Here is a 19,040-nt window from a genome sequence, read left to right on the forward strand (position 1 = left end):
TTGTGTTCAACGCATTCGAGGAGCTGTTCTCCCCCGGCCGCAGGCACACCCGCGACGAGCAGAACCGCCTGGAACTGACCCGCGAGGACGTCGGCGACGGCGACCCGGGCCACGGCCCGATAGACCTCTCCTCGGGCAAGGTCGTCGTCCAGGTCTCGCGCCCGGCCGAGGCGGACGACGACTGACGCCGCCCGGGCGCCCTCAGGTCACCCGCAGCTCCAGGATCCGGTCGTCGTCCTCCTTCGCGTCGCCCCGGCCGTCCGTGTTGCTGGTCATGAGCCACAGCCTGTCGCCGCCGGCCGGGACCACCGTGCGCAGCCGGCCGTACTCGCCCTGGAGGAACGCCTGCGGATCGGCCGCCGCCTCCGTGCCCTTCAGCGGGATCCGCCACAGACGCTCACCGCGCAGGCCCGCCATCCACACCGAGCCCTCGGCGAAGGCGGCGCCGCTGGGGGAGGCCTCGTCGGTGCTCCACTGGGCGAGCGGGTCGTGGAACCCGGAGCCGCCGCCCTTGCCCTCGGCCTCGGGCCAGCCGTAGTTGTCTCCCGGCTCGATCGCGTTCAGCTCGTCCCAGGTCTGCTGCCCGAACTCCGAGGCGAACAGCCGCTGCTCGTCGTCCCAGGCCAGCCCCTGCACGTTCCGGTGGCCGTACGAGTACACGACGGAGTCGGGGAAGGGGTTGCCGGGCGCCGGCTCGCCGTCCGGCGTCATCCTGAGGATCTTGCCGCCCAGGGACTCCCTGTCCTGCGACAGCCCGGTGTCACCGCTCTCGCCGGTGCCCGCGTAGAGCATCTTGTCGGGACCGAAGGCGATCCGGCCGCCGTTGTGGATCTCACCCTTGGGGATGCCCCTCAAGACCGTGTCCGGCTCGCCCAGCTGCTCGCCGGGCGGCTCCTTCTCGTCGTAGCGCATGCGCACGATCCGGTTGTCCGAGGCCGAGGTGAAGTACGCGTAGACCATCCGGTCCGAGGCGTAGTCGGGGGAGAGCGCGATGCCGAGGAGGCCGCCCTCGCCGGACGCGGACACCCCGGGCACCTCGCCCAGCTCCGTCTTCTCGCCGGTCTCCTCGTCGACCCGCGTGATCGTGGCCTCGTCACGGGAGGAGACCAGCAGGCCGCCGCCGGGCAGCGGTGCCAGACCCCAGGGGCTCCTCAGGCCCGTGGCGACCGTGCGGACCACCTCCACGGAGCCCTTCGCGGGCGGGGTCTCCTCGGTGGCCGATCCCGGGGGCGACGACTCAGCCGCCGTACGGCTCGGAGAGGTGCCGCCGTCCGCGCCCGACGGCTGCCCGCCGTCGGAGGAGCAGCCGGCCGTCAGCAGCAGGGCGGCGGCGGCCAACACGGCCGACACGGCTCGACGTTGCACGATCATGGTCGACAGGGTCCCTTCGACGCGGCGGGTTCTCCTTGTCATACACCGCACGCGCCCTCCAAGTTCCCGATCGCCGAATCCCGAACCCGGCAATCGCGTGCGTCACTCCCACGAACCCTGGGCCGCCGGCAGCCGGCGCACCTCCGCCAGGTCCTCCTCGGTCAGCCGCAGGGCGGCCGCCCCCGCGTTCTCGCTCACCCAGCGCTCCTGCTTGGTCCCCGGCACCGGTACCACGTGCCGCCCCTGCGCCAGCACCCAGGCCAGCGCCACCTGCGCCGGCGTGACCGAGTCTCCGTGCCGGGCCGCGATCCGGCGCAGGCCCGCCACGATCGGCTGGTTGGCGGCCATCATCTCGGCGGTGAAGCGGGGGTGCCGGGCGCGCAGGTCCTCGGGTTCGAAGCCCTGGCCGGGGGTCAGCGTGCCGGTCAGGAAGCCGTTGCCGAGCGGCATCGCCGCCAGGAAGCCCACGCCGCGCGAGACGCACCACGGCAGCAGGGTCCGCAGCGCCTCCGGCGACCACACCGACAGTTCGGCCTCGACCGCGCTCACCGGGAACACCTGCTGCACCCGCTCCAGCTGCCGCACCGTCGCGTCGTGCAGCCGAGCACCCGGCCGCCGGGCCGACCGCGCGCCGACCGCGCAGAGCCCGAGCGCCCGGACCTTCCCGGCCCGCACCAGCTCCGCCATCGCACCCCAGGTCTCCTCGACGGGCACCTCGGGGTCGGCGCGGTGCAGCTGGTAGAGGTCGATGACGTCCGTCTGCAGCCGGCGCAGGGACGCGTCGCAGGCACGTTTCACGTAGCCGGGGCGGCCGTTGGCCACGATGTGCTGATCGCCCACCAGCAGCCCGACCTTGGTCGACACGAAGGCGTCCTGCCGCCGCTCCTTCAACACCCGCCCGAGCAGGAGCTCGTTGGTGAACGGGCCGTACATGTCGGCCGTGTCGAGCAGACAGACGCCCAGGTCCAGGGCCCGGTGCACCGCCCTGACCGACTCCTCGCCCCGCTGCCGGGACGCGCTGTACGCCCAGTTCATCGGCATGCACCCCAGTCCGACGGCCCCCACCGCGAGTGCCGTCGCGCCGATCGTCCTGCGCTCCACCTGGTCGTGACCCTCCCTCGTCAGGCCACCCAACCTAACCTCTGCCCTTCCGCACCCCTGACATAGCCTCCTGACCATGACTGCTGACGTGTGGCTGCCCATCCCGCCGGACGAGATCGAGGGTCTTCCCGAGGGCCCCGCCTACCGCTACTGGAACGGCGAGGAGACCTTCCCCGCCGACCCGGCCGACTGCGCGTACTACGTCGTCCCCTACATGAAGCCCAGCGGCATCGGCACCCGCCCGTTGCCCGAGATGCGCTCCGTCCGGGTCGTCCAGACCCTCTCCGCGGGCATCGACCACGTGGAGCCCGGACTGCGGCACCTGCCCGAGGGTGTTCAGCTGTGCAACGCGCGCGGCGTGCACGAGGCCAGCACCGCGGAACTCACCCTCACCCTGATCCTCGCCTCCCTGCGCGGCGTTCCCGACTTCGTCCGGGCGCAGGACCGGGGCGAGTGGCTGGGCGGCTTCCGGCCCGCGCTCGCCGACCGGAAGGTGCTCATCGTCGGCTACGGATCGATCGGCGCCGCGATCGAGGACCGGCTCGTGCCGTTCGAGGTCGCGCCGGTCGTGCGCGTCGCGCGCTCCGCACGCACCACGGCGCGCGGCCCGGTGCACCCGCTCACCGAACTGCCCGCCCTGCTCCCGGAGGCGGACGTCGTCGTCCTCTCCACTCCGCTCACCGAGGCGACCCGCGGCCTGGCCGACGCGGAGTTCCTGTCCCGCATGAAGGACGGTGCCCTGCTCGTCAACGTCGCGCGCGGCCCCGTCGTCGACACGAAGGCGTTGCTCACCGAACTGGAGAGCGGGCGCATCATCGCCGCCCTCGACGTGACCGATCCCGAACCGCTGCCGCCGGGCCACCCCCTGTGGCAGGCTCCGGGCGTGCTCGTCAGCCCGCACGCCGGGGGCCCGACCTCCGCATTCCTGCCGCGCGCCAAGCGGTTGCTGGTGGACCAGTTGAGCCGTTTCGTGAACCGGGAGCCGCTGCGCAACGTGATCCTGACGACGGGCGCGTAGTCCGCTTCGGGTACCCTCCGCAACCTCCCGGATGCGGTGGGTACGCGCATATCCCCTGGTCGTCACGGAGAGTAGAGAACCTATGTCCCTGAGTGACGAACCTGGTGTATCGTCCGACAGGGGACGCGCCGCGCACCGGTCGGCGCCGGGGATGGATCTCAGACTGTGAGGGGGGCGACGGGCGATGCACGGCCTATGGACGAACGACCCGACGTGGCGGAGCCGCCGCCGGCGACCCTGGCGCACGACCACGACCGCGCGCAGACGGGGCCGGCCGGGCCACCACGGTCTGCCCGGCCCTCACCGGCACCGGCACGGCGGCCGCAGGACACAGGCACAGGCGATGCCGAGGGGCACGCGGGCCTCGGGAGCGGCGCGGACCGGGAGGCCCCGGTGAGTCCGCCGACCCCCGTACCCATGCTGGACGGCGCCCTCCGCGCGCAGCCCTCGCCCGGCCCCGCGCCGTCGTCCCGGTCGTCGGCCGCCACCGGCGGACCGACCCTCGTCCGCCAGCTCGTCCTGGCCCTGGTCTGCGCGGGATACGCCGTCGGTTCCGCGTTCGGCTGGGGGTCGGACTACGTCGCCAAGGTCATGGGCGACTTCGGGCTGAGCGCCGCCGCGGCCGCCGCCGCCGTCTCCTGCTTCGTCTACGCCCGTGGACCCCGCGTCCGCTTCCGGCCCGCCTGGCTGCTGTTCGCCCTCTCCTCGGCGATGGCCTCCCTGGGCAACGCGGTCTGGGGGTGGTACGAGGTCGTCCTGCGGCAGCCCGTGCCCAGCCCCAGCTACGCGGACCTGTTCTTCCTGTGCTTCGCGCCGCCCGCCATCGTGGGGCTGCTGGTGCTGGCCAAGCGGCCGGTGACGAAGGCGGGCTGGATCTGCCTCGGCCTCGACGCCTGGCTGATCGGCGGCTCGCTGCTGACCCTGGCGTGGAGCCTCGCGCTCGCCCAGGCGGCCAAGGCCGACGGTGGTTCCAGCGTGGCCCACTCCGCGCTCACGGTGGCGTACCCGCTGCTCGACATCGCGCTCGTCAGCATGGTGCTCGCCCTGCACTTCAGGCGCTCACCGGTCTGCCGTTCCGCGGTCAACACCGCCATCGGCGCGTTGGCCCTGACGGTGATGTGCGACGCCCTGTTCACCTCGCCGCTGCTGCACAACAGCTACCGCTCCGGCCAGTTGCTCGACGCCGGCTGGTTCGCCGGTTCGCTGTTGCTCGCCTACGCCCCCTGGGCCGCCTCCCGGCGCGGACGGGCGGCCGACGAGGACCGGGCCGGCGGGCACACACGCGTGGTGCGCGAACACGTGCCCGGCCAGCGGGGTGCCACCGGCCACCGTCCGGCACCGGCGGCCGTGCCCGGTCCCACGTCCGGCTCCGGCCCGGCGAGCGAGCGCGGGCGCTATCCCGCCGCCCGGCCCATCGCCGGTTCCCTGGCCGCGCTCACGCCGTACCTCGCCGCCGCCGTCTGCACCCTGGGCATCCTCTACAACGTCCTCAACGGCCGCAGCGTCGACCGCGTGGTCCTGCTGACCGGCGGCACCGTGGTGCTCGCCCTCGTCGTGCGCCAGGGCATCATGCTGCTCGACAACATCACCCTCACCCAGGAACTGGCCCAGAAGGAGAACCACTTCCGCTCCCTGGTGCAGGGCTCCAGCGACGTCATCATGATCGCCGCGCCCAACGGCATCCTCCGCTACGTCTCCCCGGCCGCCGCGGGGGTCTACGGGCGCCCGGCCGAGGAACTGGTCGGCAGCGAGCTGGCCGGTCTCATCCACCCGGAGGACCTCGGCTGCGTGGTCCACGAAGTGCGCCGGTTCCTCGCCGCGAATCCGGTGGAGGAGCCCACCACGCGCATCGAGTGCCGCTTCCGCTCCGGGGAGGGCGGCTGGCTCAACGTCGAGTCCACCGTCAACCGGCACCACGGCGGCCTGATCTTCAACAGCCGGGACGTGACCGAAAGAGTGCGCCTGCAGGCGCAGCTCCAGCACAACGCCGAACACGACCCGCTCACCGACCTGCCCAACCGCGCCCTGTTCACGCGGCGCGTCCAGCAGGCCCTGTCCGGCCGTCGCGCCTCGGACCGGGGCGCCGCCCTGCGCGGCACCGCGGTGCTCTTCATCGACCTGGACGGTTTCAAGGCCGTCAACGACACCATCGGGCACCAGGCCGGCGACGAGCTGCTGGTCCAGGCCGCCCGCAGACTGCACGAGGCCGTCCGCAAGGGCGACACCGCCTCCCGGCTGGGCGGCGACGAGTTCGCCGCCCTGATCGTCGGGGACGGCGCCGCCCGGGAGCGGGGCGCCCGCGAGCGGCAGATCCTGGAACTCGCCGACCGTCTCAGGACGACCCTCTCGCAGCCGTACCTCATCGACGGGAACGAGGTCCGGGTCAACGCCTCCATCGGAGTCGCCTTCGCCGAACCCGGCCTCGGCGCGGGCGAGTTGCTGCGCAACGCCGACCTCGCGATGTACCGCGCCAAGGCCGGCGGCAAGGGGCGCGTCGAGCTGTACAGACCGCAGATGCAGCAGGACGTCGTGCGCAAGGCCGAGCTGGCGACGCGCCTGCGGGCCGCGTTGCAGGACGGGGAGTTCGCGCTCCTGCACCAGCCGGTGGTCTCCCTGACGGACGGCCGGATCTCGTCGGTCTGCGCCCGCCCGCGCTGGCGCTCCTCCCAGGGGGTCCTGTTCACCCCGGCGGAGTTCCTGCGCGTGAGCGAGGACGGCGACAGGACCGCCGAGCTGGACCGCTGGGTGCTCCAGGAGGCCGTGGAGCAGGCCGCCGAGCGCGCGGCGGCCGGTCTGCCGGTGGCCGTCGCCATACGGATCGGCGCCCGCCGTCTGCTGGACCGCTCCATGCCGCTGGGGACCGTGGAGGCCTTGCTCACCCGGCACGGGCTGGCCCCGGGCTCTCTTGTGATCGAGCTGTCGGACATCGATCCACGGGTCGGCCTGGACGAGCTGGACCGTCGGCTGAACGCCCTGCGGAGAGTCGGCGTCCGCATCGCCCTGGACGGCTTCGGCAGCGGCTACGCGGCGATCACCGCGCTGCGGCGCCTCCCCGTGGACGTGCTCAAGCTCGACCGGGGGCTCGTCGAGGGCGTCGTGGAGTCGGCGCGGCTGCACAAGATCACCAGTGGTCTGCTGCGCATCGCCACCGACCTGGGGCTGAAGTCCGTGGCCGACGGGGTGGACCTGCCCGAGCAGATCGTCGCCCTGCGCGCGATGGGGTGTACGCACGGGCAGGGCATGGCGTTCTCCGGGCCGCTGGACGAGTACCGGCTGCGCAGGGCGCTCGGCACCGGTCGCTACCCGGTGCCGCACGGTCCGGCCGAACCCGCCTTCGCGGGCGGTGTCACGGCCGGTCTGCCCACCGTCCTGCATGGTGGCACGTCCCTCCGCTCACATAATGAGACGCCCGTCCCACCCACTTGACAGTGAGTGTGTGCCGGGTGGAGGGTCAGTGCCATGCGCACCCGAATTCTCGTACTTGGAAAGCGCGTCGGCTGAGCAGGTGACGTCCGGACCCTTCCGGACTCCCTGCGACCCACACCCGGCGCGCTCCCCTCGCTTGCCTTTTGGCACGAGGGGTTTTTTGTTGCACCAGCACCGCTGAGCAACAGTCACGCATCGCCCAAAACTCGCAAAAACCCTCAGCATCGAGAAGAGAATGCCGATGACCGAGCAGGCCACCGGGGCCCATCACCCGCAGCCCCGGCCCCGATCCGGAGGACAGTCCGCCCCCGAGCACGTCACGGGTGCGCAGTCCCTCATCCGCTCCCTCGAGGAGGTCGGGGTCGACACGGTATTCGGCATTCCCGGCGGCACCATCCTCCCGGCGTACGACCCGTTGATGGACTCCACCCGCGTGCGCCACGTCCTGGTCCGCCACGAGCAGGGCGCCGGCCACGCGGCCACCGGCTACGCGCAGGCCACCGGCAAGGTGGGCGTCTGCATGGCGACCTCGGGACCCGGCGCCACCAACCTGGTCACCCCGATCGCCGACGCGCACATGGACTCCGTGCCGCTGGTCGCGATCACCGGCCAGGTGGTGTCGTCCGCGATCGGGACGGACGCCTTCCAGGAGGCGGACATCGTCGGCATCACCATGCCGGTCACCAAGCACAGCTTCCTGGTCACCCAGGCCGAGGACATCCCCCGGGTCATCGCGCAGGCGTTCCACATCGCCTCCACCGGGCGCCCCGGCCCGGTCCTGGTCGACATCCCCAAGGACATCCTCCAGAAGAAGACCACCTTCTCCTGGCCCCCGGTCATGGACCTGCCCGGCTACCGCCCGGTCACCAAGCCGCACGCCAAGCAGATCCGCGAGGCCGCCAAGCTGATCACCGCCGCCAAGCGGCCGGTCCTCTACGTCGGCGGCGGCGTCCTCAAGGCGCAGGCCACCGCCGAGCTGAAGGTCCTCGCCGAACTCACCGGAGCGCCCGTCACCACCACCTTGATGGCGCTCGGCGCGTTCCCCGACAGCCACCCGCTGCACGTGGGCATGCCGGGCATGCACGGTTCGGTCAGCGCCGTCACCGCGCTGCAGAAGGCCGACCTGATCGTCGCCCTCGGAGCCCGCTTCGACGACCGCGTCACCGGCAAGCTCGACAGCTTCGCCCCGTACGCCAAGATCGTCCACGCCGACATCGACCCGGCCGAGATCGGCAAGAACCGCGCCGCCGACGTGCCGATCGTGGGCGACGCCCGCGAGGTCATCGCCGACCTCGTGCAGGCCGTCCAGAAGGAGCACAGCGAGGGCAACACGGGCGACTACAGCGCCTGGTGGAAGGACCTCAACCGCTGGCGCGACACCTACCCCCTCGGCTACGACCAGCCGGAGGACGGTTCGCTCTCCCCGCAGGCGGTCATCGAGCGCATCGGTCAGCTGGCGCCCGAGGGCACGGTCTTCGCGGCCGGCGTGGGCCAGCACCAGATGTGGGCCGCGCACTTCGTCCAGTACGAGCAGCCCGCCACCTGGCTGAACTCCGGCGGCGCCGGAACCATGGGCTACGCCGTCCCGGCCGCCATGGGTGCCAAGGCCGGCGTCCCCGACCGGACCGTCTGGGCGATCGACGGCGACGGCTGCTTCCAGATGACCAACCAGGAACTGACCACCTGCGCCCTGAACAACATCCCGATCAAGGTCGCCGTCATCAACAACGGCGCCCTCGGGATGGTCCGCCAGTGGCAGACCCTCTTCTACAACCAGCGGTACTCCAACACCGTGCTGCACTCCGGCCCCGACGACGTCAACCCGGAGGCCCGCGGCACCCGCGTCCCCGACTTCGTCAAGCTGTCGGAGGCCATGGGCTGCCACGCCATCCGTTGCGAGGACCCGGCCGACCTCGACAAGGTCATCGAGGAGGCCAACTCCATCAACGACCGCCCGGTCGTCGTGGACTTCATCGTCCACGAGGACGCCATGGTCTGGCCGATGGTCGCCGCCGGCACCTCCAACGACGAGATCATGGCCGCCCGGGACGTCCGCCCCGACTTCGGCGACAACGAAGACGACTGAGCGAGAGAGACCGAAGAGACCATGTCCAAGCACACGCTCTCCGTCCTGGTGGAGAACACCCCCGGCGTCCTGGCGCGGATCACCGCCCTCTTCTCCCGCCGCGGCTTCAACATCGACTCCCTCGCCGTCGGTGTCACCGAGCACCCCGACATCTCCCGCATCACCATCGTGGTGAGCGTCGAGGACTTCCCGCTGGAGCAGGTCACCAAGCAGCTCAACAAGCTGGTGAACGTGCTCAAGATCGTCGAGCTGGAGCCGAGTCAGGCCGTCCAGCGCGAACTCGTCCTGGTGAAGGTGCGCTCCGACAACGAGACGCGTTCCCAGATCGTCGAGATCGTCCAGCTCTTCCGCGCCAAGACCGTCGACGTCTCCCCGGAGGCCGTGACCATCGAGGCCACCGGCAGCAGCGACAAGCTGTCCGCCATGCTCCGGATGCTGGAACCGTACGGCATCAAGGAACTCGTCCAGTCCGGCACGATCGCCATCGGCCGCGGCGCCCGTTCGATCACGGACCGCTCGCTGCGCGCACTCGACCGGTCCGCATAACGACGGAAACGGGCGGCCGTGGACATCCCGGCCGCCCGCATTCCGAGACCCCGAACCTTCCCTTCCCCTCACCGGCATACGGTGGGACGCAACACCTGCACTCAAGGAGAGAACCCAGTGGCCGAGCTGTTCTACGACGCCGACGCCGACCTGTCCATCATCCAGGGCCGCAAGGTCGCGGTCATCGGGTACGGCAGCCAGGGCCACGCCCACGCCCTGTCGCTGCGCGACTCCGGCGTCGACGTGCGCGTCGGTCTGCACGAGGGCTCCAAGTCCAAGGCCAAGGCCGAGGAGCAGGGCCTGCGCGTGGTGAGCCCGTCCGAGGCCGCCGCCGAGGCCGACGTCATCATGATCCTCGTCCCGGACCCCATCCAGGCCCAGGTCTACGAGGAGCACATCAAGGACAACCTGAAGGACGGCGACGCCCTGTTCTTCGGCCACGGCCTGAACATCCGCTACGGCTTCATCAAGCCCCCGGCCGGCGTGGACGTCTGCATGGTCGCCCCCAAGGGCCCGGGCCACCTGGTGCGCCGTCAGTACGAGGAGGGCCGCGGCGTTCCCTGCATCGCCGCCGTCGAGCAGGACGCCTCCGGCAACGCCTTCGCGCTGGCCCTGTCGTACGCCAAGGGCATCGGCGGCACCCGCGCCGGCGTCATCAAGACGACCTTCACCGAGGAGACCGAGACCGACCTCTTCGGCGAGCAGGCCGTCCTCTGCGGTGGCACCGCCGCGCTGGTCAAGGCGGGCTTCGAGACCCTGACCGAGGCCGGCTACCAGCCGGAGATCGCCTACTTCGAGTGCCTGCACGAGCTGAAGCTGATCGTGGACCTCATGTACGAGGGCGGCCTGGAGAAGATGCGCTGGTCGATCTCCGAGACCGCCGAGTGGGGCGACTACGTCACCGGCCCGCGGATCATCACCGACGCCACCAAGGCCGAGATGAAGAAGGTCCTCGCCGAGATCCAGGACGGCACCTTCGCCAAGAACTGGATGGACGAGTACCACGGCGGTCTGAAGAAGTACAACGAGTACAAGCAGCAGGACTCCGAGCACCTGCTGGAGACCACCGGCAAGGAGCTGCGCAAGCTCATGAGCTGGGTCGACGAGGAGGCGTAAGCCTCAGCGCCGGGGGGCGGGGCGATGCCGCCCCGGCCCCTTCGGCGAACCCGGGGTAACGTCGGAGTGCGGCGTTGTCCAACCCGTCCAGCCACGGACGGGTGATCCTTCCGCAGAGGCGCAGGACGACCTCCGCCACGCCACTAGACTGCTGCACAACATACGCGTCAGGCCCACAGCGTCGTGCGTCTTCCACGCGGCTCAGCGACACCGAATGCGGCCGTCGGGACGGCCGTCCGCATTGGACTTGTGAGGACTCACGTGAGCTCGAAACCCGTCGTACTCATCGCCGAAGAGCTGTCGCCCGCGACCGTGGACGCACTCGGCCCCGATTTCGAGATCCGCCAGTGCAACGGCGCGGACCGGGCCGAACTGCTCCCCGCCATCGCCGACGTGGACGCGATCCTGGTCCGCTCGGCCACCAAGGTCGACGCCGAGGCCATCGCCGCCGCCAAGAAGCTGAAGGTCGTCGCCCGCGCCGGTGTCGGCCTCGACAACGTGGACGTCTCCGCCGCCACCAAGGCCGGCGTCATGGTGGTCAACGCCCCGACCTCCAACATCGTGACCGCCGCCGAGCTGGCCTGCGGCCTGATCGTCGCCACCGCCCGCAACATCCCGCAGGCCAACGCCGCGCTGAAGAACGGCGAGTGGAAGCGCAGCAAGTACACCGGCGTCGAGCTGGCCGAGAAGACCCTCGGTGTCGTGGGCCTCGGCCGCATCGGCGCCCTGGTCGCGCAGCGCATGTCGGCCTTCGGTATGAAGGTCGTCGCCTACGACCCCTACGTGCAGCCAGCGCGGGCCGCGCAGATGGGCGTCAAGGTGCTGTCGCTGGACGAGCTGCTCGAGGTCTCCGACTTCATCACCGTCCACCTCCCCAAGACCCCCGAGACCCTCGGCCTGATCGGCGACGAGGCGCTGCGCAAGGTCAAGCCGAGCGTGCGCATCGTCAACGCCGCGCGTGGTGGCATCGTCGACGAGGAGGCGCTGTACTCGGCGCTCAAGGAGGGCCGCGTCGCCGGCGCCGGCCTCGACGTGTACGCCAAGGAGCCCTGCACCGACTCGCCGCTGTTCGAGTTCGACCAGGTCGTCTGCACCCCGCACCTCGGCGCCTCCACGGACGAGGCCCAGGAGAAGGCCGGCATCGCCGTCGCCAAGTCGGTCCGCCTCGCCCTCGCCGGTGAGCTGGTCCCCGACGCGGTCAACGTCCAGGGCGGTGTCATCGCCGAGGACGTCAAGCCCGGTCTGCCGCTCGCCGAGCGCCTCGGCCGCATCTTCACCGCGCTGGCCGGCGAGGTCGCCGTCCGCCTCGACGTCGAGGTCTACGGCGAGATCACGCAGCACGACGTGAAGGTGCTGGAGCTGTCCGCCCTCAAGGGTGTCTTCGAGGACGTCGTCGACGAGACCGTCTCCTACGTCAACGCCCCGCTGTTCGCCCAGGAGCGCGGCGTCGAGGTCCGCCTGACCACCAGCTCGGAGTCCCCGGAGCACCGCAACGTCGTCACCGTGCGCGGCACCCTCCAGGACGGCGAGGAGGTGTCGGTCTCCGGCACGCTGGCCGGCCCCAAGCACCTCCAGAAGATCGTCGCCGTCGGCGAGTACGACGTGGACCTCGCCCTCGCCGACCACATGGTCGTCCTGCGCTACGAGGACCGTCCCGGCGTCGTCGGCACCGTCGGCCGCGTCATCGGCGAGGCCGGCATCAACATCGCCGGCATGCAGGTCGCCCGTGCGACGGTCGGCGGCGAGGCGCTGGCCGTGCTGACCGTCGACGACACGGTGCCCTCCGGGGTGCTGGCCGAGGTCGCCGCGGAGATCGGTGCGACGTCGGCCCGGTCGGTGAACCTGGTCTGAGTGACCTCTCCGGGGGCTACCGCCCCCGGACCCCCGTTCGCCCCGAACGGGCTCGTCCTCAAACGCCGGACGGGCTGGGACGTCCAGCCTGTCCGGCGTCCTCCTTGCACGTCTCCTCGCGCACTCGGACCTTCCGCAGCGTGACCGACGCCAGGACCGCCGCGCCGGCGAGCACCACCGCGCCCGCGATCGCCGCCGCGTGCATCCCACTGGTGAACGCCTCCCGTGCCGCGGTGGCCAGGGCGTCTCCCGCGCGCCCCGGCAACTGCCCGGCGACGGCCAGTGCGCTGCCCAGCGTCTCGTGTGCCGCCTCCGGTGCCGAGTCCGGCATCTCCTGCCGGTAGACCGCCGTACCGATGGAGCCGAGCACCGCCATTCCCAGCGCCCCGCCGAACTCGGCGCCGGTCTCCATGAGGGAGGACGCGGAGCCGGCCCGCTCCACCGGCGCGGCGCTCAGCGCGAGATCCATGATCTGGGACATCACCATGGTGACGCCCGAGGCGAGGACCCCGCAGGCCACCAGCCCCAGCGCCAGCGCGTCCGTGTCCACGAGCGTCAGCAGGCCGTAGCCGCAAGCGGCGAGGGCGAAGCCCGCCGACACCACGTGGGCACGGTTGACGCCCTTCTGCACCAGGTGGGCCGCGAGCGGCGCCGCGAAGCCGATCGGCACCGAGGGCAGCAGCGCCCACAGGGCCGCCTCCAGCGCGCTCTTGCCCACGACCGACTGGATGTACTGCGTGGTGAAGAACGCCGAGCCCATCATCGCGAACATCGTGACCAGGTTGAGGACGACGGCCGGGGCGAAACCGCGCGCGCGGAAGAGGGCGGGGGAGACCATCGGCGAGGCGGTGGTCCGCTGCCGGTGCACGAACAGCGCCGCGAAGAGCAGGCCCACGGTCACCGCCATGACGTACCGGACGTTCCAGCCCTCGGTCGAGATCTCCTTGAGGCCGTAGACCACCGGGAGCACCGCGGCCATCGACAGGGGAACGCTCACCCAGTCGAAGCGGCCCGGCGCCGGGTCTTTCGACTCCGGCAGCAGGAGCGGGCCCAGGACCAGGAGCAGGGCTATCGCCGGCAGGTTCACCAGGAACACCGAGCCCCACCAGAAGAACTCGACCAGCACCCCGCTCAGCACCGAGCCCAGCGCCACGCCGGCCGTCATCACGCCGGACCAGATCGCGATGGCCTGCGCCCGCTGGGCGGGGTCGGTGAACAGGGAGCGGACCAGGGCCAGCGTCGAGGGCATCAGGGTCGCGCCGCCGATGCCGAGCAGCGCGCGGGCCGCGATGAGCATCTCGGCGCTGTGCGCGTACGCCGCGGTCAGCGAGGCGGCGCCGAAGGCCGCGGCGCCGATCATCAGCAGCCTGCGGCGGCCGATGCGGTCGCCGACCGACCCCATGGTGATCAGCAGGCCGGCCACGGCGAAGGCGTAGACGTCGAAGATCCACAGTTGCTGGGTGCCGCTGGGCGCGAGGTCGGCGTTGATCGCCGGGATCGCGAAGTACAGGACCGACACGTCCATGGAGACCAGCAGCAGCGGGAGCATCAGCACGCACAGCGCCGTCCATTCGCGGCGGCCGGCGCGTACGACGGGGGAGTTGCTCGTCGAATCGGTTGTCATACCGAGGACTGTACGCACGTCTTATACACCTGTCTATGACGGCTGTATAAGACGTGCGTCTGGGACGGTTGTATGGGCCGGGAGTAGGGTGACGCCATGGGACACCGCGAAGACCTGCTCGAAGGCGCCAAGCGCTGCCTGTTGCAGAAGGGGTTCGCGCGGACGACCGCGCGGGACATCGTCAAGGAGTCGGGCACCAACCTGGCGTCGATCGGCTACCACTACGGCTCGAAGGACGCGCTGCTCGCACAGGCCTACGTCGAGCTGGTGGAGGCGATGTCCGACGCCTTCGAGGGCGGCCCCGAGGCGGACCTGCCCGGCGATCCCGGCTCGCTGGAGCGGTTCACGGCGGTGTGGGCGAACATCATCGGCACCATGCGGGACCCGGGCTCGCTGTGGCGGCTCAGCATGGAGATCGTGGCCATGGGCGACCAGCTGCCCGAGGTGCGGGACCACCTGGCGGGGGCCCAGCGGGACGGCGCGCGCGGTCTCGTCACGCTCTTCATGGGCGGCCGGGAGGAGGACGTCCCGGAGGAGACCGTCGACACCCTCGGCGGCTTCTACGTCACGATGCTGATGGGCCTGATGGTCCAGTGGTCGTTCGGCCCGCAGTACGCCCCCGAGGCCGACCGGCTCGCCGAGGGACTGCGCCAGGTCGTCGAGGGTGTCCGCAAGGGCTGAGCGACGCTCACAGGCGGGCGGCCTTCAACGCCATGTGCAGCAGCAGCCGGTCCTCCCCGTCGTCCAGGTCCAGGCCCGTGAGCTGTTCGACGCGGGACAGCCGGTAGTACAAGGTCTGCCGGTGGATGCCGAGCTCTGCGGCCGTGCGGCCCGCCTGGCCCGCGCAGTCCAGGTAGACCTCGGCGGTGCGGGCCAGCTCGCGGTGGGCGGGGGAGAGCAGCACCCGTACGGCCGGGTCATGGGCGGACCGCGCCGGCAACCCGGTCAGCAGGCGGAACGCCCCGATGGACGTCCACTCGGCGACCGGCCCGAACCGGCTCTCGGCGCGCGCCGCCCGGGCCGCCGCCGACGCCTCCTGCCAGGCGGCCCCCAGCTCCGCCAGGCCGGTGCGCGGGGCGGAGACCCCTGCCGCCGTCACCGCGCCCGCCCGGGCCGCCGCCACCGCCCCGGCCGCCGAACCGACGGCCCCGGCCGCGCCCCGCGCCCGCTCCAGCAGCCGCCCCGCCGCCGAGGTCGCCGGCGTCAGCACGTCCGCCGAGCGCAACCGGACCAGCAGCGCCAGCGACTGGGCCGTCGCTCCCCACGGCACCGTGCACAGCGCCGTCGCCCCCGGCACCGTACGGACCGAGGGGGCGTCGTCGGGGTCGGCCGACGGCCAGGGGGCCACGCACACCACGGCGTGCGGGGTGTCCGCGCGGGCGCCGAGCGCGGTGCGCAGCTCGGCCACCGCCATGTCCCGCTGCCAGTCGCGCTCCGCGGTCAGCACCGCCCGCAGCTCCCGGCTCAGGTCGGCGCCGTGCTGCGCCTCGTCCGCGAGCAGCGCGCCGATCCGGCCGGTGACCTCCATGGCCGCCGCCAGCTGCCGCTCGGTCGGGCCGGGGTCGGTGTCCAGGAGCCACACGTAGCCGAGGACGACACCCCGATGGCGTACCGGGAGGCAGGTGCGTCCGCGATAGACCCCCGCCTCCGGGGTCGGCGGAATGCGGACGGGACCCTTCGCGCGGGTGATGCCGAAGCCCTCGAACCACGCCCGGACGGCCGCGGTGGAGCGCCGGGTCAGGATCGAGCGGGTGCGCACCGGGTCCAGTACGGACGGGTCCAGGTCGCCCTCGCTGTCGTAGGCGCCGAAGGCGATCAGCTCGAAGTCGCGGTTCTCCAGGGTCGCGGGGGCGCCCAGCAGTTCGGAGATCTCGTCGACCAGCTCCTGGTAGTCGCCCCGGGCGCCCCCGGAGCCTGCGCCTGCGGCACCTCTGGAATCCGACGTCACCCTGGGCATTCTGCCGCATTTGCGCACGGCCTTCATACATCTGTCTGAGATCCGTGGCACGGATGCGTGACAGCTGTCGATGGCCCACGATCGGGGTCATCCTTAGATTTCACGGTGGTTCTCCGTGCCGTTCCCGAAACGTCGGGCGACGGCCCTGTGTTGGTTGGTAAGTGGAGGTGCCCCGTGCTGGGTCCCGTGATTCTCGCCGCGTCCCGCAGCGACCGGATGCGTCGGCTGGTCTCCGCCGCGCCCGTGACCAAGCCGGTCGTCGACCGGTTCATCCCCGGCGAGACGGTCGACGAGATCGTCCCGATCATCCGGGAGCTGACCGGGCAGGGCCTGGAGCTGACGATGGACGTCGTCGGCGAGGACATCACGACCCCGGAGCAGGCGGAGGCCGCCCGCGACGCCTACCTGGAGCTGATCGACCGGCTCGAGCCGCTGGACCTCGGCACCCGCGCCGAGATGTCCGTGAAGCTGTCGATGTTCGGCCAGGCGCTGGACGGCGGCCACGAGCTGGCCCTGAAGAACGTGCGCCCGGTCGTCGAGGCCGCCGCCGCGATCGGCACCACCGTCACCCTCGACGCCGAGGACCACACCACCCTCGACTCGATGTTCGCCATCCACGAGGAGCTGCGGAAGGACTTCCCGCAGACCGGCTGCGTCATCCAGGCCTACCTCTTCCGCACCGAGGCCGACGCGCGCCGGCTCGCCGAGAACGGCTCTCGCGTACGGTTGGTGAAGGGCGCCTACAAGGAGCCCGCCGAGGTCGCCTACCAGCAGCGCCACGAGATCGACAAGGCGTACGTGCGCATCCTGCGGACGCTGATGGAGGGCGAGGGTTACCCGATGATCGGGTCCCACGACCCGCGCCTGATCTCCATCGCGCAGGAGCTGGCCCGCACCGCCGGGCGCAAGCTCGACGAGTACGAGTTCCAGATGCTGTACGGCATCCGCGGCGACGAGCACCTGCGGCTCGCCGCCGAGGGCCACCGCATGCGCGTGTACACCGCCTACGGCACCGACTGGTACGGCTACTTCATGCGCCGTCTGGCGGAGAAGCCGGCCAACCTCCGGTTCTTCGCCCGCTCGATGGTGAGCAAGGGCTGAGCCCGCACCCGCTCGCACAACCCGCTCAAGTCAAGGAGTAACGGAACCCATGGACGCTGTGACCCAGGTCCCCACCCCCGTCAACGAGCCGGTGCACGGCTACGCCCCCGGCTCGCCCGAGCGTGCCCGTCTGGAGGCCAAGCTCAAGGAGCTGGCCGACAACCCGATCGACCTGCCCTGCACCATCGGTGGCGAGAAGCGGATGGGCGGCGGTGAGCGCTTCGACGTCGTGCAGCCGCACAACCACAAGGCGCGCCTGGGCACGTACGCCAACGCCACCCAGCAGGACGCCCAGGACGCGATCGACGCCGCCCTGGCCGCCGCCCCCGCGTGGCGCGCGATGTCCTTCGACGACCGCGCGGCGATCATCCTGCGCGCCGCCGAGCTGCTGTCCGGCCCGTGGCGCGAGACCATCGCCGCCTCCACCATGCTCGGCCAGTCCAAGACGGCCCAGCAGGCCGAGATCGACAGCCCCTGCGAGCTGATCGACTTCTGGCGCTTCAACGTCCACTACGCCCGCCAGATCCTGGCCGAGCAGCCCCCGGCCAACTCCCCGGGCGTGTGGAACCGCATGGACCACCGTCCGCTGGAGGGCTTCGTCTACGCGATCACGCCCTTCAACTTCAGCGCGATCGCCGCCAACCTGCCTACCGCCCCGGCCCTGATGGGCAACGTGGTGGTCTGGAAGCCGTCCCCGACGCAGACCCACGCCGCCGTGCTGCTGATGCAGCTGCTGGAGGAGGCCGGGCTGCCCAAGGGCGTCATCAACCTCGTCACCGGCGACGGCATCGCGGTCTCCGAGGTCGCCCTGGAGCACCGGGACCTCGCGGGCATCCACTTCACCGGCTCGACCAAGACCTTCCAGCACCTGTGGAAGACGGTCGGCAACAACATCGAGAAGTACCGCACCTACCCGCGCCTGGTCGGCGAGACGGGCGGCAAGGACTTCCTCGTCGCCCACCCGAGCGCCGACCGCGCCGTGCTGAAGACCGCGCTGACCCGCGGTGCCTTCGAGTACCAGGGCCAGAAGTGCAGCGCCACCTCCCGCGCGTACATCCCGGCGTCCATCTGGAACGACGGCTTCAAGGAGGAGTTCGCCGCCGAGGTCGACTACCTCACCATGGGTGACGTCACCGACCTGTCGAACTTCATCGGCGCCGTCATCGACGAGCGGTCCTTCGCCAAGAACAAGGCCGCCATCGACCGTGCCAAGCAGGACGACGCCTGCACGATCGTCGCCGGCGGCTCCTACGACGACTCGGTCGGCTACTTCGTCCGTCCGACGGTCATCGAGTGCACCGACCCGGAGAACGAGGTCTTCCGCACCGAGTACTTCGGCCCGATCCTCGCCGTGTACGTCTACGAGGACGACAAGTACGACGAGATGCTGACCCAGATGGAGTCGGTCTCCGACTACGCCCTCACCGGCTCGGTCATCTCCAACGACCGCGCGGCGGCGGCGTACACGATGGAGAAGCTGCGCTACGCGGCCGGCAACTTCTACATCAACGACAAGTCGACCGGCGCCGTCGTCGGCCAGCAGCCCTTCGGCGGCGGCCGTGCCTCCGGCACCAACGACAAGGCCGGCGCCCCGCAGAACCTGATGCGCTGGACGCTGACCCGCGCCATCAAGGAGACGCTGGTCGCGCCGACCGACTACACGTACCCGCACATGGGCTGACGCCCCCTCGGTACGCCCGCCGGCGGGCCAGGTCACCCGACCTGGCCCGTCGGCGTTTTCGCAGGTCAGCATGGTGTGGTCGAGGCCACTGTCTCAGATAGTAGGAAGTCCGAGTAATTGTGGAGACAGACGCTCCGCACTCCCTTAGCTTTGTAGGAGCCG

At 71.2% G+C, this 19,040-nt stretch carries 14 protein-coding genes; 10 read left to right on the forward strand and 4 right to left on the reverse strand.

From position 1 onward, the window contains the following. The first annotated feature begins 2 nt into the window (after positions 1-2). A complete protein-coding gene (locus ACLIN4_RS25030; RefSeq protein WP_289911639.1) occupies positions 3-185 on the forward strand; it encodes a DUF6191 domain-containing protein in 183 nt (60 codons plus the stop codon). Positions 186-201: 16 nt separating this feature from the next. On the opposite strand, the gene ACLIN4_RS25035 is transcribed toward ACLIN4_RS25030, so the two are convergent. Together ACLIN4_RS25035 and ACLIN4_RS25040 are read right to left on the reverse strand one after the other, a co-directional pair. Further along, complete coding sequence (locus ACLIN4_RS25035; RefSeq protein ID WP_290014067.1) at positions 202-1,371, reverse strand: PQQ-dependent sugar dehydrogenase; 1,170 nt, start codon at positions 1,369-1,371, stop codon at positions 202-204. A 102-nt stretch (positions 1,372-1,473) separates the two neighbouring features. Beyond that, entirely contained in the window at positions 1,474-2,472 is a 999-nt protein-coding gene (locus tag ACLIN4_RS25040; protein ID WP_100047743.1) for an aldo/keto reductase, read from the reverse strand. A gap of 76 nt (positions 2,473-2,548) precedes the next feature. On the opposite strand from ACLIN4_RS25040, the gene ACLIN4_RS25045 reads away from it, so the two are divergent. The 6 genes from ACLIN4_RS25045 (at position 2,549) to serA (ending at position 12,515) form a co-directional block, all read left to right on the forward strand. After that, positions 2,549-3,490 carry a 2-hydroxyacid dehydrogenase gene (locus ACLIN4_RS25045; RefSeq protein ID WP_289911644.1) on the forward strand — a complete coding sequence of 314 codons (942 nt, stop codon included), beginning with the start codon at positions 2,549-2,551 and terminating at the stop codon, positions 3,488-3,490. Positions 3,491-3,907: 417 nt separating this feature from the next. Further along, positions 3,908-6,916: a putative bifunctional diguanylate cyclase/phosphodiesterase gene (locus ACLIN4_RS25050; RefSeq protein WP_179342662.1), complete on the forward strand. Its 3,009-nt coding sequence runs from the start codon at positions 3,908-3,910 to the stop codon at positions 6,914-6,916. A gap of 241 nt (positions 6,917-7,157) precedes the next feature. Continuing rightward, positions 7,158-9,002 carry an acetolactate synthase large subunit gene (locus tag ACLIN4_RS25055; protein WP_289911647.1) on the forward strand — a complete coding sequence of 615 codons (1,845 nt, stop codon included), beginning with the start codon at positions 7,158-7,160 and terminating at the stop codon, positions 9,000-9,002. Between the two features lie 21 nt (positions 9,003-9,023). Further along, a complete protein-coding gene (gene ilvN, locus ACLIN4_RS25060) occupies positions 9,024-9,548 on the forward strand; it encodes an acetolactate synthase small subunit (protein WP_100047739.1) in 525 nt (174 codons plus the stop codon). A gap of 117 nt (positions 9,549-9,665) precedes the next feature. Continuing rightward, positions 9,666-10,664 (forward strand): ketol-acid reductoisomerase, encoded by a 999-nt coding sequence (ilvC, locus tag ACLIN4_RS25065; RefSeq protein WP_043379589.1) that lies wholly within the window; start codon positions 9,666-9,668, stop codon positions 10,662-10,664. A 261-nt stretch (positions 10,665-10,925) separates the two neighbouring features. After that, complete coding sequence (gene serA, locus ACLIN4_RS25070; RefSeq protein WP_100047738.1) at positions 10,926-12,515, forward strand: phosphoglycerate dehydrogenase; 1,590 nt, start codon at positions 10,926-10,928, stop codon at positions 12,513-12,515. Positions 12,516-12,573: 58 nt separating this feature from the next. Here the strand turns inward: serA and ACLIN4_RS25075 are convergent, their stop codons facing one another. Then, on the reverse strand, positions 12,574-14,139 hold the full coding sequence (locus ACLIN4_RS25075; RefSeq protein WP_411576249.1) for an MFS transporter: 1,566 nt from the start codon (positions 14,137-14,139) through the stop codon (positions 12,574-12,576). Between the two features lie 96 nt (positions 14,140-14,235). Here ACLIN4_RS25075 and ACLIN4_RS25080 point away from each other — a divergent pair, with 96 nt between their 5' ends. Next, positions 14,236-14,820 (forward strand): TetR/AcrR family transcriptional regulator, encoded by a 585-nt coding sequence (locus ACLIN4_RS25080; RefSeq protein ID WP_411576250.1) that lies wholly within the window; start codon positions 14,236-14,238, stop codon positions 14,818-14,820. Positions 14,821-14,827: 7 nt separating this feature from the next. On the opposite strand, the gene ACLIN4_RS25085 is transcribed toward ACLIN4_RS25080, so the two are convergent. Continuing rightward, complete coding sequence (locus tag ACLIN4_RS25085; RefSeq protein ID WP_382086720.1) at positions 14,828-16,087, reverse strand: PucR family transcriptional regulator; 1,260 nt, start codon at positions 16,085-16,087, stop codon at positions 14,828-14,830. 183 nt (positions 16,088-16,270) lie between these two features. On the opposite strand from ACLIN4_RS25085, the gene ACLIN4_RS25090 reads away from it, so the two are divergent. Continuing rightward, a complete protein-coding gene (locus ACLIN4_RS25090) occupies positions 16,271-17,197 on the forward strand; it encodes a proline dehydrogenase family protein (protein WP_381914171.1) in 927 nt (308 codons plus the stop codon). 49 nt (positions 17,198-17,246) lie between these two features. Then, entirely contained in the window at positions 17,247-18,878 is a 1,632-nt protein-coding gene (gene pruA, locus ACLIN4_RS25095) for an L-glutamate gamma-semialdehyde dehydrogenase (RefSeq protein ID WP_100049712.1), read from the forward strand. Positions 18,879-19,040: the final 162 nt, after the last annotated feature.

This window comes from Streptomyces mutabilis, assembly GCF_046628145.1.
Classification (GTDB): domain Bacteria; phylum Actinomycetota; class Actinomycetes; order Streptomycetales; family Streptomycetaceae; genus Streptomyces; species Streptomyces mutabilis.

Coding starts and splice junctions, on each gene's coding strand:
- ACLIN4_RS25035 (WP_290014067.1), bottom strand. CDS start 1,371: ATGATCGTGCAACGTCGAGCCGTGTCGGCCGTGTTGGCCGCCGCCGCC.
- ACLIN4_RS25045 (WP_289911644.1), top strand. CDS start 2,549: ATGACTGCTGACGTGTGGCTGCCCATCCCGCCGGACGAGATCGAGGGT.
- ACLIN4_RS25050 (WP_179342662.1), top strand. CDS start 3,908: ATGCTGGACGGCGCCCTCCGCGCGCAGCCCTCGCCCGGCCCCGCGCCG.
- ACLIN4_RS25055 (WP_289911647.1), top strand. CDS start 7,158: ATGACCGAGCAGGCCACCGGGGCCCATCACCCGCAGCCCCGGCCCCGA.
- ilvN (WP_100047739.1), top strand. CDS start 9,024: ATGTCCAAGCACACGCTCTCCGTCCTGGTGGAGAACACCCCCGGCGTC.
- ACLIN4_RS25075 (WP_411576249.1), bottom strand. CDS start 14,139: ATGACAACCGATTCGACGAGCAACTCCCCCGTCGTACGCGCCGGCCGC.
- ACLIN4_RS25080 (WP_411576250.1), top strand. CDS start 14,236: ATGGGACACCGCGAAGACCTGCTCGAAGGCGCCAAGCGCTGCCTGTTG.
- pruA (WP_100049712.1), top strand. CDS start 17,247: ATGGACGCTGTGACCCAGGTCCCCACCCCCGTCAACGAGCCGGTGCAC.